12 protein-coding genes are annotated in these 13747 nt (G+C 51.5%); 3 read left to right on the top strand and 9 right to left on the bottom strand.

All coding sequences use genetic code 11. The features are described 5' to 3' along the window. Positions 1–11 precede the first annotated feature (11 nt). From ACTOY7_RS09345 to ACTOY7_RS09335, 3 genes are read right to left on the bottom strand one after another with little or no spacing between them, the layout of a single operon-like run. On the bottom strand, positions 12–953 hold the full coding sequence (locus ACTOY7_RS09345) for a dihydrodipicolinate synthase family protein (protein ID WP_300885053.1): 942 nt from the start codon (positions 951–953) through the stop codon (positions 12–14). A 23-nt stretch (positions 954–976) separates the two neighbouring features. After that, positions 977–1933 (bottom strand): PfkB family carbohydrate kinase, encoded by a 957-nt coding sequence (locus ACTOY7_RS09340; protein WP_160281270.1) that lies wholly within the window; start codon positions 1931–1933, stop codon positions 977–979. Positions 1934–1948: 15 nt separating this feature from the next. Beyond that, the gene (locus ACTOY7_RS09335) at positions 1949–2839 is read right to left on the bottom strand and encodes a 6-phosphogluconolactonase (protein ID WP_160281269.1); all 891 of its coding nucleotides are present in this window, start codon (positions 2837–2839) and stop codon (positions 1949–1951) included. Between the two features lie 389 nt (positions 2840–3228). On the opposite strand from ACTOY7_RS09335, the gene aroE reads away from it, so the two are divergent. Both aroE and pdaA read left to right on the top strand, forming a co-directional pair. Further along, entirely contained in the window at positions 3229–4092 is an 864-nt protein-coding gene (gene aroE / locus ACTOY7_RS09330; RefSeq protein ID WP_160281268.1) for a shikimate dehydrogenase, read from the top strand. Positions 4093–4200: 108 nt separating this feature from the next. Next, positions 4201–5070 carry a delta-lactam-biosynthetic de-N-acetylase gene (pdaA, locus tag ACTOY7_RS09325; RefSeq protein ID WP_482670924.1) on the top strand — a complete coding sequence of 290 codons (870 nt, stop codon included), beginning with the start codon at positions 4201–4203 and terminating at the stop codon, positions 5068–5070. Here pdaA and ACTOY7_RS09320 read toward each other — a convergent pair. The 5 genes from ACTOY7_RS09320 to ACTOY7_RS09300 all read right to left on the bottom strand — a co-directional run bounded on the left by ACTOY7_RS09320 (position 5055) and on the right by ACTOY7_RS09300 (position 10900). After that, positions 5055–5180 carry a hypothetical protein gene (locus tag ACTOY7_RS09320; protein WP_482672456.1) on the bottom strand — a complete coding sequence of 42 codons (126 nt, stop codon included), beginning with the start codon at positions 5178–5180 and terminating at the stop codon, positions 5055–5057. The two genes, pdaA and ACTOY7_RS09320, sit on opposite strands and share 16 nt — an antisense overlap. Beyond that, positions 5171–6604, bottom strand: coding sequence for an MATE family efflux transporter (locus ACTOY7_RS09315; protein ID WP_482670925.1), 1434 nt, complete (start codon positions 6602–6604; stop codon positions 5171–5173). Before ACTOY7_RS09315 ends, ACTOY7_RS09320 begins: the two co-directional genes overlap by 10 nt. A 301-nt stretch (positions 6605–6905) precedes the next feature. Then, the gene (araA, locus tag ACTOY7_RS09310) at positions 6906–8402 is read right to left on the bottom strand and encodes an L-arabinose isomerase (protein WP_482670926.1); all 1497 of its coding nucleotides are present in this window, start codon (positions 8400–8402) and stop codon (positions 6906–6908) included. 53 nt (positions 8403–8455) lie between these two features. Beyond that, a complete protein-coding gene (locus ACTOY7_RS09305; RefSeq protein WP_160281264.1) occupies positions 8456–9163 on the bottom strand; it encodes an L-ribulose-5-phosphate 4-epimerase in 708 nt (235 codons plus the stop codon). A 135-nt stretch (positions 9164–9298) separates the two neighbouring features. Next, positions 9299–10900, bottom strand: coding sequence for a xylulokinase (locus tag ACTOY7_RS09300; protein WP_482672148.1), 1602 nt, complete (start codon positions 10898–10900; stop codon positions 9299–9301). A 314-nt stretch (positions 10901–11214) separates the two neighbouring features. On the opposite strand from ACTOY7_RS09300, the gene ACTOY7_RS09295 reads away from it, so the two are divergent. Continuing rightward, entirely contained in the window at positions 11215–12081 is an 867-nt protein-coding gene (locus ACTOY7_RS09295; RefSeq protein ID WP_300885590.1) for a helix-turn-helix transcriptional regulator, read from the top strand. An 81-nt stretch (positions 12082–12162) separates the two neighbouring features. Here ACTOY7_RS09295 and ACTOY7_RS09290 read toward each other — a convergent pair whose 3' ends face one another. Further along, a complete protein-coding gene (locus ACTOY7_RS09290; protein WP_482671952.1) occupies positions 12163–13356 on the bottom strand; it encodes a dicarboxylate/amino acid:cation symporter in 1194 nt (397 codons plus the stop codon). Positions 13357–13747 lie beyond the last annotated feature (391 nt).

Raw genomic sequence — 13747 nt, 5'->3', positions numbered from 1 at the left:
TCCTTCCTCCATCACTGCCTTTTGGCAATGCCGAAATCTTCTACCATCTGATCAAATCTTCTCAGCTCTTCCTCCGGAATGTAAAGCATATCCTCCGGATGCCTGGTTCCCTTTACAGGAATGCCTGCCGTATATTTCATCGCATAGATATATGCCGCCGAATCCGGGAACTGCTGCATAAAGGAACGCAGCTTCAATACAATTCTCTGTGACTGCCATGCTTTTTCATACTCTCCAGCCTTAAAATAATCATAAATGTCTTTCATCTGATCCAGGAACGGAACGCTCAGGAAGCTGACTGACGCGGATGCCCCCATCGCCATATGTGTAAATAATGTCGCGTCTGATCCGGAAATAATGCTGAAATCCTCTTTCAGGTCGTCCAGCGCGTCAATGCACTGATTCAAATGAATGATATCTCTGGTTGCATCCTTGTATCCTCTGAAATTCGGATATTCATGGGCAAGGTGTCCCAGCATCTCCGGTGTCACAAGCTCGTCCATTTCCCGGCAGTTGAATACGATCATCGGAATATCCGTCGCCGCAAGCTGGTCTGCCAGATATTGATGCGCGGCCTCCTGCGTCATGGTATAGAACGGCGGCAGAGATATGGACATTGCCTTCACATCCAGCTTCTCATATTCCCTGACAAGCCACATTGCGTCCCGCAGGCAGGTCGCCAGCACCACTGCGACTACCATGCAGTCTGTTCCCTTTACTGCTTCCTGCGCACATTTTACGATTTCAATCCGCTCTTCCAGGGAAAGAGAATAGGTCTCATCCCCAAATCCATTGACGAAAAGTCCGGAAGCGCCTCTTTGCGCAAGATTTCTGAATATCTGTGCAGTTGTCTCAAAATCAATTGTCTGGTCCTCATTGTATGAAATCATTGGTTCGGAAATAATTCCGTTAAAATATTTCGCCATTTTCTTCTCCATTCTGCCATGATTCATAACTGGCTTTTCTCATATATCATTTAAAAAACAAGGTCTTCTCTTCCAAGCTCCCGGAAGATTTCCGGTATTTCTTTTTTCCATGGATAAAATTCCAGAGAACCGGATTTTGTTACCGTATACGCGGCATAGACATTGGCCCATTCCATTGCCTCTTTCAAGGTCTTTTTACAGCTCAGGCAATAGGTCACGGCCGCGAGAAATCCGTCCCCCGCGCCTGTCTCATCCACCATATTTACTTTTACAGGCGGACAGATCCAGGCATCGTCCGCTGTAATCCCCGCAGAGCCAAAAGCCCCTAGTGTCATGACGACTGCTTTGCATTGATACTGCTCCAGAAGCTTCCTGCCGAGTGCTTCCCAGCCAATGTTTTCATCTGGATCTGTTCCTGACAATTCATAGGATTCTCCTTCGTTTACACACAGGACATCCACATAGGGCATCTCCGGAAGCTTTAATCCATCTCTCAGCGGGCTTGGATTCAGAAGGGTGAACATCCCAAGCTCTTTCCCTGTCTTGCACGCCGTCAGGCCGGATTCCACGGACTGGGCAAATCCGGATGCCAGATATTTCGCGCCTTTGAGTTTCCTAATCACACGGTCCACCTCATCCGGCTGGATCGCGTGAAGGTCATCATCAAAATCAAGCAGAAGATTTTCCCCGTTTTCCGCAATGACGCAAAGTCCCAGGCAGGATTCGATAGAAGGGTCCAGCCAATAGTAGGAAGTATCTACATTCGAGTCTCCAAGCCATTGGAATCCAAGCTCTCCGCACTGGTCCGCACCGCATTTGGCGACGAATGCCACGCTACCTCCCAGACGGCCGATCGCGCAAGCGACATTTGTGCCCTTTCCCGCATCCATGGCCGCTCTTCTGTTATAGGCTGTACAGGTTTCTCCGGGCTTTGGAATCCGTTTTACATCACAGTATTCCCCGAGTCCATGTCCGTTTACAACAACGATTTCTGGTATTTTACTCATCTTACTCCTCCCAATCTATTTGCCGTCCTCCGCATAAATCTCATCTGTCAGCGGGGGCTGTGTGGTATTCGTATCTGCCAGGACGATCACTTTCGGAACATATTTCGGAAAAAGGGTTGCCGGATATTCTACCGTAGGTTCACTGAACATCAATACTCTGACCGAGGTCTGCTTCCAGCTTCCGGTTGTTACCATGAACACCGCTTTCTTTGCCGACAGCATAGACTTAAAGCCGATTGTAACCGCCATTGGCGGAACGATCTGTACAAACCCTCCGATATCCCGCTCGCTCAGGGAAATCAGCGTGTCCGCATTCAGATGTACGATCCTGGTCTTTGAATTTGCATATTCTTCTACTGTAATATCGTAATAAGAGGAATCGGGTGCTTCACAGAAAGCGACAAGTCCTCTGTATCCCAGACCTCCGTATACTGTATCTACCCCTCCAAGTTCTTCAATTTTCTTATCGATCGCGTCAATGTCATAAATACTCGGGAAAAATCTGTTTTCTTCCGGTATGTTCAGTTCCTCATCGATCAGTCCATAAAAACCATTTATCATGTTTGCTTTCAGGCTGTAATAATTGTCTATTTCTGGAAATGGCCTCCCCTGCCAGTCCAGAAAGTCGTCCATGTGAAATACATACACATTTTTCAGGCTGATCCGTTCCGTGTTCACACGATCCGCAAAATAACGATACTGTCCCATCGGACCTGCCGGTAATATCCATTTTGTCGGTTTTCCGGCTTTGTTATTCTCAATCACCTCCTCTGCCATCATATTTCCCGTCACGACAGAAACCTCATTCTTGTCATCATAGACTTTTAATTGAATCTTTGACTCCGGATGATTTACCAGCTGTTCCGCTGGGATGCGGCACCATCTGCACATCTCTTCCCTGTTCATTCGATCACTCCTTTTCTCTTTTTCAGTGTACACCTTTTAAATCATACATCTCTTTAATATGTTATATATCTTATATATGATTTATCGTTTTAAATATACCGCTATTATTAAATAATGTCAACATCTTTTTTTGTATTCACTATATTTTGTGCAATATCTACAAATCTTATCAAAAAACCACTTTCTAATCTTTTTCTGTTTTATCCACAACTTTTTTGTTATTTTCCAGCTTCTCTAAAAACAGTTGACAAACGTTCTTTTTCACTTTAAAGTATAGAAGTACGCAGTTCTGCACCAAAAGGGATTTTCAAATATATGTTCTGCGGACTTCTTTCTATTATAAAATATCAGAAACAGGGATCATAATTTCAAAAAAGGAGTACAGGATCATGAAACAGATCACAGGACACACCGGATTGACCGGGCTTCTGGGAAGCCCGGTCGCACACAGCATCTCTCCGATGATGCACAATGAAGCATTTGAACAGCTCGGGCTGGATTATGTCTATCTTGCCTTTGACGTAGGCACGGACAAGCTGGAAACCGCGGTCGAAGGGCTGCGCGCCCTGAATGTCCGCGGTTTCAACCTGACCATGCCGGACAAAAACCTGATGTGTACGCTCTGCGACAGGCTGTCCCCTGCCGCTGAGATCTCCGGCGCGGTGAATACCGTGGTCAATGAGGACGGTATACTCACCGGTCATACCACAGACGGGATCGGATATATGCAGGCGGCCCGAGATGCCGGCCACGACCTGGCCGGAAAAAAAATGACCTTGATGGGAGCAGGCGGCGCCGCCACTGCCATTCTGGTGCAGGCAGCGCTGGACGGACTTTCCGAGATTTCCGTGTTCAGCATCCACGATGCATTTTATCCGAGGGCAGAAAAGATCGTAGATCAGTTAAACGAGCGCACAGACTGTAAAGTCCGTCTCTATGATTTTGACGACGAATCCATTCTGCGCCGTGAGATCGGCGACAGTTACATCCTGACCAACGGAACCTCCGTCGGCATGGCTCCGGCCACAGACCGGTCCATTATCACAGATCCGACCATGTTCCGCAAAGATCTGGTGGTGTCCGACGTCATCTACAATCCCAGGGAGACCCTGCTGCTTCGAACCGCCCGTGAAGCCGGATGCCGGACCTTCAACGGGCTGTATATGCTGATGTACCAGGGTGCGGAATCCTTCCGCTTGTGGACCGGACAGGAGATGCCCATCCCCCTCATCAAAGAAAAATACTTTTCGTAAGCCCTGAGAACGGCAGACGGTCTGAGGTCTGCCATTCTCTTCCCCCTATGCACATACTTTTCTCCGCCCGAGAATAGAATAGAGTAAAAATGAATACAGGAACTATTTATGAATATCAGAAATGAGGATGCCCTTGATCCGAACACCAAAGCATTGATCCTCTACATCGGAAAGCTGTTCCTGCTCTTTGCCGCAGCGTTCCTTGCCGGACATTTTACGGCCCGGCTGCAGGAGCATTTTACACAGAAAGACGCTCTGGAAACCATCGCCCAAAGCCATATAGCCGAGGCCTCCGAGGGGAACTGGGGCTTAAGCTTCCAGCAGGACGGGCAGCCACCTGTGGCCAACGCCAGCGCGGAGGAATTGAAAAAATACAATGCTTATTATGCGGACATTACCCAGGATAAGGTCCTCTATCTCACCTTCGATGCCGGATTTGAAAACGGAAATACTCCGGCCATACTGGACGCCCTGAAAAAGCACAGCGCTCCGGCCACTTTTTTTGTGGTGGGAACCTATATCACCTCCAACCAGGATCTGATCAAGCGGATGGTCCAGGAGGGGCATACCGTCGGAAACCATACATATCATCATCCCGATATGTCGCAGATTGCGTCCAAGGAGGCCTTTGAAAAGGAGTTAAAAGACGTGGAGGATGCCTACCAGGAGGTCATAGGAGAACTGATGGTAAAATTCTACCGTCCGCCCCAGGGGAAATACAGCGAGAGCAATCTGCAGATGGCAAAGGATCTGGGATACCAGACCTTTTTCTGGAGTCTGGCCTATGTAGACTGGTATCAGGATCAGCAGCCGTCTAAGGAAGAAGCCTTCGAAAAGCTGCTCGGCCGAATCCATCCGGGCGCCGTCGTGCTGCTCCACAGCACCTCTTCGACGAACGCCCAGATCCTGGATGAGCTTCTCACCAAATGGGAAGAGATGGGATATACCTTCCGTTCGCTGGATCAGATAGGGACATAGCCGCGGCTGGCGTAATACTCACAGCAGATTTCATCGGCCGTAAATATCATAGAAAAGCTGCCGCGGCAGAGAGCCATATCTCCCTGCCGCGGCAGCCTTTCTAATAGCATACGGGCAGCTTCCTGCCCTTTTTCTGTTTCCTGTGCTTTTTCACTTCCGTCTGCTCTTCCTCCCGCTGTGGATGCAATGCCATGAACTTCTTCATATCATGCTTCATGATATACCAGTACATCCCGATCAGCAGCAAGCCCGCGCTCACCCAGGCTGCCGGTCCCGCGAAGCAGACTCCCGCGTAACTCCTCTGCCCGGAAGCGATCCAGGCGGTGATCCCTCTTGCGGCAAGCTCTACGATCCCTGCCGTCATGGGCAGCAGGCCATATCCCATGCCCTGGATTCCGTTCCGGTAAATATTGACCACCGCCAGCGGAATGAAAAAGATCCCGGCACATCTCAGATAGATTCCCACCAGCCCCAGCACCTCTGTCACATTTTCCGACAGGAACAGATAGGTCATATACTTTCCTCCGGTCAGGATCCATGCCCCGACCACCACGGAATACACTGCGGAGATCAGCGTCGCCGCCCGGAATCCCTTGCGGATCCGGAGCACCTTGCCTGCGCCGATGTTCTGCGCGCAGTAGGTCGCCATCGTCGTTCCCAGAGCCACATAAGCCTGGGTCACCACCTGCTCGATCTTGCTTGCCGCGGTAAATGCCGCTACCGCAGTGGAACCCAGCATATTCAGCGAAGTCTGTACCATCATGGTCCCTACTGCCGTAATGGAATACTGCAGCGCCATCGGAAAGCCCACCCCCAGCTGCATTTTCAGTAGGGAATGCCTGGGTCTCCAGTCCTCCTTCTCCAAATGCAGAAGCGGAACCTTCTTCACAATATAAAGCAGACAGAGCAGTCCGGATACGCCCTGGGCCGCCACCGTCGCATAAGCTGCCCCGGCCGCTCCCAACCCGAATCCCACGATCAGCAGCAGATCCAGCCCAATATTCAGGATTGCGGACAAGATCAGGAAATACAGCGGGATCCGGCTGTTTCCAAGGGCGCGCAAAACACATGCCAGAAGGTTATACAGCATCTGCGCAAAAATCCCCCCGCAGATGATCATGATATAGGCATATGCATCCGCAAAAATATCGGAGGGTGTCTGCATGAACCTGAGCAGCGGCTTCATAAATGCCATGCTCAGCACCGTCAGCACAACCGACACCAGCACGGAGAGAACCGCCGCACCGCCTACTGTCTGACGCATGGCCTTCATATCCCCCGCGCCGAACTTCTGGGCCGTCAGCACCGTAAACCCTGCGGTCATGCCCAGCACGAACCCAATGATCAAAAACATGATCGTACCTGTGCTTCCCACCGCTGCCAGAGCCTTCGTCCCTACGAACTTTCCTACGATAATCGTGTCCGCCATATTATAAAACTGCTGAAATACATTTCCGATAAAAATAGGAAATGTAAAGTTCAAAATCGTTTTTGCCGGATTTCCTGTCGTCATGTCTTGCTGCAATGTTTTCATAGCCATCCTCCTTTTCATATAACGCGCGGAATCCCTTTGTTGTTCAGACATTAGACTCTGCACATCTTTTTTCCTTCAAAAAAATTGCACGGGTTCTATTATATGAAAGAAGAAACGGATATTCAATAAGGAAAACTCACAAAATTACAAAACATTTCAGACAAAAATCTGAAAAAATCACCATAGTCAGAACCGCGTCCATCCCCCCCTGAACAAAAGCTGACAGCACCGGTCCTTCCATATGCCTGAAACATGGAAGTGACTGCTGCTGACAGCTTTTTTTAGATGATTATGCCTGTTGTTATTTCCGATATGCCAGTGCGTTCCACCGCAGTTCATTCTTGAACTGGCGGATTGTCGTATCCTTGTCAATAAAGACCGCTTCGATTCCCATGGCATCCGCCCAGTCGCCCATCTGCTCCGCCGTCAGGTCGAAGGAGAATGCTGTATGGTGCGCGCCTCCCGCCAGGATCCACGCCTCCGCCCCGGTCTTAAGATCCGGCTGGGGTGTCCAGAACGCAGTCGCTACCGGAAGCTTGGGCATCGGTTTTTCCACCTTTTTACAGTCCACATCATTGATGATGAGACGGAACCGATCTCCCAGATCGATCAGCGAGGCTGCCACCGCAGGGCCTGTCTTTGCGGTAAATACCAGACGCGCCGGGTCTTCCCTGTCTCCCATGGACAGCGGCTGTTCCTTGATGCTGATGGATCCCTCCGCAATACTGGGGCAGACCTCCAGCATATGGGCCTGCAGGATGCCTTCCTTTCCCGGAACCAGGTTGTAGGTATAATCCTCCATGAAGGAGGTTCCCTTGGCGTCCTTCATGCCCTGGGTCATGATCTTCATAACGCGCACCATAGCAGCCGTCTTCCAGTCTCCCTCGCCGCCGAAGCCGTAGCCCTTTTCCATCAGCCGCTGGATAGCCAGACCGGGAAGCTGCCGGAGTCCGCCCAGATCCCCGAAATGAGTCACGATGGCCTGGTAATTCTTTTCTCTCAGAAAGCGTTCAAATCCGATCTCGATCCCAGCCTGGACTGCCACATGCTCACGGAATTCCTTTTCATCCCTGCCCTCCAGAAGAATCTCGTATCTGCTGTAATATTCCTCTACAAGCGCATGGATGTCCGCCTGGGAAACCGCATTCACCGCTTCCACGATCTCATTGACCGGATACGCATCCACTTCCCAGCCGAATTTGATCTGCGCCTCTACCTTGTCTCCCTCGGTAACCGCCACGTTACGCATATTGTCCGCAATCCGCATGACCCGCACATGGCTGCTCTCAATCACACCCACTGCCGTGCGCATCCAGGAGCCGATCTTCTTCTGGACCTCTTCCTCGTCCCAGAATCCGACCACCACCTTCCGCTCCATGCCCAGGCGGCTGAAAATGTGGCCGTACTCCCGGTCTCCGTGGGCGGACTGGTTCTCGTTCATGAAATCCATATCAATGGTGTCATAGGGGATCTCCCGGTTAAACTGGGTATGCAGGTGCAGCAACGGCTTCCGGTATTCCTGGAGTCCCAGGATCCAGGATTTGGCCGGCGAAAAGGTGTGCATCCAGGTAATGACCCCGGCGCAGTTTTCATCCGTATTGGCCTCGTTGAAGGTCTTGCGGATCAGTTCATTTGTGATCAGGGTCGGCTTCCACACCACCTCATACGGCAGCTGGCCGGATGCATTGAGGGCATCTACGATGACGCGGGAATGCTCCGCCACATTGGCAAGGCATTCATCCCCGTAAAGATCCTGTGAACCGGTGCAAAACCAAAATTGATACGTTTTCTGTTCCATGATAAAATTCCCTCCTGAATGATCATGATCTGCTATACTGTGAGTTCTATGTTTTAATTCTGCCGCGCGCTCTGTCCGTAATACGCATTCGCCCCATGCTTCCGGTAATAATGCTTGTCCTGCAGCTCCTGGGGCGCCGGAGCGATGTCCGGGTTGAGATGCTCGCAGCGGAACGCCATCTTCGCCACTTCCTCCAGCACCACCGCATTGTGGACCGCCTCATGGGCATCCTTCCCCCAGGTAAAGGGCCCGTGATTCTTGCAGAGCACCGCCGGAACCGCCAGATAGTCCTTATTCCTGCGTTCAAACTCATCGGCGATCAGAATCCCGGTATTCAGCTCGTAGGCTTCCTCGATCTCTTCCTTTGTCAGATTGCGGACACAGGGAACCTCCCCGTAAATATAGTCCGCATGGGTTGTCCCGTAGCAGGGTATATCCCGCCCCGCCTGCGCCCAGCTTGTAGCCCAGGACGAATGGGTATGTACGATCCCGCCCACATCCGGAAAACGGTTATACAGAATCCGGTGCGTCGGGGTATCGGAGGACGGATTATATTTTCCCTCCACCTTATTTCCTTCCAGGTCCACCACCACCATATCCTCCGGGGTAAGCCGGTCATACTCCACACCGCTGGGCTTGATAACAAACAGCCCGGATTCCCGGTCAATGGCGCTGACATTTCCCCACGTAAACGTGACAAGCCCGTATTTCGGCAGAAGCATATTCGCCTCATAGACCTGTTCCTTTAACTGCTCCAACATCTTATTTTTGTCTCCTTCCTTTTTTCTGCCGGCACTCAGAGCCCTTCCGCCGTGCCCTGAAATACACATCCTCTCCACGCAGGCGGCACAGCACTGTACCGATCTGCCCCGAACGCCGCAACTATGCGTCTCCTGTCACCGCAGGCTCTCTACCGCCGCCCGTTCAATGGGAAGCCCTGCTTTATAGCGCGCCATGAACTCCTCGAATCCGGCCGCGTCTCCCGCATCCGGGGAAATGCTTTCGCCCTCTTCTCCGTGGAATACCTTCTGCGCCAGATAGTCCGCAAGAGTCTCGCCCTCTTCCTTGTTCTTCATATAGGACGCCAGAAGCGCCATCCCCCACGCGCCGCCTTCTCCGGCTGTCTCCATCACAAAAACCGGGGTGTTGATGGCCGCTGCCATGATACTCTGTCCCACGCCTCTGGTCTTGAACAGCCCGCCGTGTCCAAGCATTTTATCCAGCTGCACATGCTCCTCCTTGGTCAGGATGTCCATGCCCGTCTTCAAAGCTCCCAGGGAAGTAAAGAGATGTACCCGCATAAAATTCGCCAGATTGAACTTGCTGTCCGGTCTGCGCGCAAAGAGCGGCCGCCCCTCTTCGAACCCGGTGATGTGCTCCCCTGAAAAATAGTTGTATGCCAGCAGTCCGCCGCAGTCCGGGTCTCCTTCCAGAGCCTTATTGTAAAGTGTTCCGAACAGGGTATTCATGTCCACCCCCGCGCCGAACGCTTCCAGACATTCCTGAAACAGGTTCACCCAGGCATTCAGGTCCGAAGTACAGTTGTTGCAGTGGACCATGGCTACCGGGTCGCCTGTCGGCGTGGTCACCATGTCGATCTCCTCATAAGGTCTGGACAGCGCTTTTTCCAGAACCGCCATTGCAAATACGCTGGTCCCTGCGGATACATTTCCGGTACGGACCGCCACGCTGTTGGTGGCTGCCATTCCGGTTCCCGCGTCTCCCTCCGGCGGGCACAGAGGAATCCCTGCCTCCAGCTCTCCACTGGGATCCAGGAGGCGCGCTCCCTCCTCTGTCAAGGTCCCTGCACGGTCTCCTGCCACCAGCACCTTGGGAAGAATTTCCCCGGCCTTCCATGGGAATGCCTTATCACGAACCAGCTCATCAAACTGCCCCAGCATCCCTGCGTGAAAATCCTTTGCGTCGGAATCAATGGGGAACATGCCGGCAGCCTCTCCGATCCCGATCACCTTTTCCCCGGTCAGTTTCCAGTGGATATAGCCTGCCAGCGTCGTCAGGAAGCGGATATCCTTCACATGCTCCTCCCCATTCAGGATCGCCTGATACAAATGGGCGATACTCCAGCGCTGGGGGATGTGGAAGCGGAACACTTCGGAAAGCCTGTCCGAAGCCTCTCCGGTAATGGTATTTCTCCAGGTCCGAAATGGCGCCAGAAGCCTTCCCTCCCCGTCAAATGGAAGATAGCCGTGCATCATGCCGCTGAATCCGATGCTTCCCACCTTCGTCAGCGACACGCCGTACTGGCTTTTCACATCCTCTTTCAGCTTTCCGTAGCAGTCCTTCAGTCCTTCCCATATATCCTCCATGGAATAGGTCCAAATGTTGTCTTCAAACCGGTTCTCCCAGTCATGCCCTCCGGATGCGATGGGGGCATTGTCCGTATCCACCAGAACGGCCTTGATCCGTGTAGAACCAAATTCGATCCCCAAAATGGTCTTACCCGCGCGGATGACCTCTGCTGTTTTCATTTTGTCCATAGTCTGATTTCTCCTTTCCCGCAACAAAAATCATTACTGTTCACACCTACGGTATCCGCTGCAGAGAATCCCTGCCGCTCTGAATACCATCGTATGCAGAAAGACTGCCGGCGGCAGGCTTTCTAAATTGTTTTGTTAGATATAGTATACTGTAAAATGGGAAATTTGGAAAGAAAATAGTTATCCAATTATGGACATTTATTAATCTTTGAGATAAAATATAATGAATTGCGCTGAAGCGCAGACAGGTCATCAATTTCCCGCGGAAATTGATGACAAATTATAAAAGGAAATGTTCGAAAGAAGGATCTCTTATGTTAGCAAATTTTGAAAAAAGAAATTATGAAGGCAGGGAACGGGTGTGGACCGGCCGTTACCGGAACCTCCACAACCTCCCCCACTGGCACCTGGAAAGTGAACTGATCTACATAGAGCAGGGGACCATCACGGTCTCCAACAACCACCAGAAGTACCGTCTGGTTTCCGGAGACGCGGTCTTTCTGGGCAGCGGGGAGGTCCATTATATCAAAAGCGAAGAGGACAGCGTCGTGGAAATGGCACTGTTTGATTCCGCCATCATACAGGATCTGCTGGGCAGATACCAGCTCCGCCAGGCAAAGCTTGCACATCCGTATGACATTTCGGAGTGTCTGGAGGGAATTCGCCGGGAATTAGAAGAGCGCCGGCCCTTTTTTGAGCTCCAATGCTGTGAATCCATTGCTTCCCTGATGATCCGGATCTTCCGGGGAGAAGTGCTGACAGAAAAGACAGGAGCAGGCGAAGGCTCTTCCATTTCCCACTATAAACGCCTGCTGGATGAGATTGAAAATAAATACAGCTACATCACCTTTTCTGATGCAGCCGCATTTATGGGGCTCTCGGAACCCTATTTTTCAAAGTTCTTCCGTAAAATATCCGGCATGACCTTTTCCCAGTATCTAAATTCCGTCAAGTTAAAGCATGCGGTGGAACTGCTCCAGGATCAGAAGTCAGACCTCTCCATCACGGAGATTTCCGCACGGTGCGGATTCGACACCATACGGCATTTTAACCGGGTGTTCAAAAATATGACAGGAATGTCGCCCCGGCAGCTCCCTTTGAATTATGTCCTGGACGACCGGCCCATCCGCACCATCCAGGATGCCTTCAATCCTACCCTGCAGAATTCGGAATTATTATAAACCGTACATCCATCGCATGTATTACAGTATGCCCTCAAGTAGTAAGGATCGGGTAATGAATGCGGCGATATACCGTCCTGCTTAAAAATCAATCCGGATCTCCTGCTTCTCGATCTTGTGCCGCTCCACATATCCAGTCAGGAGCATGGTCAGCGCCCCGTCTCCAGTCACGTTGCAGGCAGTACCGAAGCTGTCCTGCAGCGCGAAGATTGTCAGCATCAGCGCAGTGCCTGTCTCGTCAAATCCAAGTACGCCTGTGATCAGCCCCAGGGATGCCATGACCGTTCCTCCCGGCACGCCGGGCGCCCCGATGGCGAATACCCCCAGCAGCAGGCAGAACAAAAGCATGGTCCCTACCGGCGGGATCGTGCCGTACAGAATCTTGGATACGGTCATGACGAAGAATACCTCGGTCAATACAGAACCGCAGAGATGGATATTGGCAAACAGCGGAATCCCAAAGTCCACCATGTCGTCCCGAAGGGTGGGCTCTGATTTTTTCGCGCAGTTCAACGCAACCGCCAGTGTGGCCGCAGAGGACATGGTTCCCACCGCAGTGATATAGGCCGGGCCGTAATTCCGGATCACATGGAATGGATTTTTTCCGGAATAAATCCCGCCCGCCGTATAGAGCACTGCCATCCAGATAAAATGTCCTGCCATTACGATCAGTACGACCTTGATGAATACCGGGAGCTGCTTCGTGATCGTCCCTTCATAGGACAGGGAGCAGAAGGTAAATGCGATAAATACGGGAAGCAGCGGAATCACGACCCGCTTTACGATCTCCAGCACGATCTTCTGAAATTCATCCAGCAGCCGGGTGGTCGCGGAAGCCTTCGTCCAGGTCGCGGCCAGCCCCACCAGAACGGAAAATACCAGAGCGCTCATGACTGGCATGATCTGCGGAATATCAAGCTGGAATACCACCTCCGGCAATTCCTTCAATCCCTCCACATCGGACGCGATGGAAAGGTACGGGATCAGGCCGTACCCAGCCGCCATGGACAGAAATGCCGCCAATATGGACGAAACATACGCACATACGACCGCAACTCCCAGGATCCGAGAGGCGTTATTTCCCAGCTTTGTAATGGACGGGGCAATAAAGCCGATCACGATCAGCGGAACGCAGAATGTGATCAGCTGTCCTAAAATATATTTGATGGTCACGACCACGTTCATTGCGGTCTCATTAGCAATCTGCCCGATGATGATTCCTGCCGCAACTCCCAGAAGAAGCCGAAACGGCAGACTTTTGAAAAAATTCTTCATGTGATAACCTCCCTTTTTCCCTCAAAAGCATTCTCGGAAACTCGCTGCACCCGGCCCCCGAAAGCCATTGGCGTTCCCGGATGATATCCTGCGCAGCCTTCCTTTATATTATGCGGGGAATCTCTAAAATGTGATATACCTAAAGGCATCCCATGATGAGATGCACTCTGCGGTATAGAACAAAGAGTTTCGCTTGCGAAACTCGCGCCTGCGGCGGTCGCAGTGCGACATCTACCTCATACGCCGCAGTGCGCATCCCCCGGAGGGTTTTTGTTCTATAGGAAAATTCAGAGAAGTTTGGTAAGTAGGTAAGTCCCTTACGGGGCTTACCCCTCTCAGAACCGGACGTGCAGCTTTCCCGCATCCGGCTCCCTGCAAAGCTAATACATCT

This window comes from Schaedlerella sp., assembly GCF_056796775.1.
This window is presented reverse-complemented; position numbering and strand designations above follow the sequence as displayed.

Bases quoted from the DNA above. Each gene is read 5' to 3' on its own strand.
- ACTOY7_RS09305 (WP_160281264.1), bottom strand. From the start codon at position 9,163: ATGTTGGAGCAGTTAAAGGAACAGGTCTATGAGGCGAATATGCTTCTG.
- araA (WP_482670926.1), bottom strand. From the start codon at position 8,402: ATGGAACAGAAAACGTATCAATTTTGGTTTTGCACCGGTTCACAGGAT.
- ACTOY7_RS09345 (WP_300885053.1), bottom strand. From the start codon at position 953: ATGAATCATGGCAGAATGGAGAAGAAAATGGCGAAATATTTTAACGGA.
- ACTOY7_RS09295 (WP_300885590.1), top strand. From the start codon at position 11,215: ATGTTAGCAAATTTTGAAAAAAGAAATTATGAAGGCAGGGAACGGGTG.
- aroE (WP_160281268.1), top strand. From the start codon at position 3,229: ATGAAACAGATCACAGGACACACCGGATTGACCGGGCTTCTGGGAAGC.
- ACTOY7_RS09320 (WP_482672456.1), bottom strand. From the start codon at position 5,180: ATGCTATTAGAAAGGCTGCCGCGGCAGGGAGATATGGCTCTCTGCCGC.
- ACTOY7_RS09340 (WP_160281270.1), bottom strand. From the start codon at position 1,933: ATGAGTAAAATACCAGAAATCGTTGTTGTAAACGGACATGGACTCGGG.
- ACTOY7_RS09315 (WP_482670925.1), bottom strand. From the start codon at position 6,604: ATGAAAACATTGCAGCAAGACATGACGACAGGAAATCCGGCAAAAACG.
- ACTOY7_RS09300 (WP_482672148.1), bottom strand. From the start codon at position 10,900: ATGGACAAAATGAAAACAGCAGAGGTCATCCGCGCGGGTAAGACCATT.
- ACTOY7_RS09290 (WP_482671952.1), bottom strand. From the start codon at position 13,356: ATGAAGAATTTTTTCAAAAGTCTGCCGTTTCGGCTTCTTCTGGGAGTT.
- pdaA (WP_482670924.1), top strand. From the start codon at position 4,201: ATGAATATCAGAAATGAGGATGCCCTTGATCCGAACACCAAAGCATTG.
- ACTOY7_RS09335 (WP_160281269.1), bottom strand. From the start codon at position 2,839: ATGAACAGGGAAGAGATGTGCAGATGGTGCCGCATCCCAGCGGAACAG.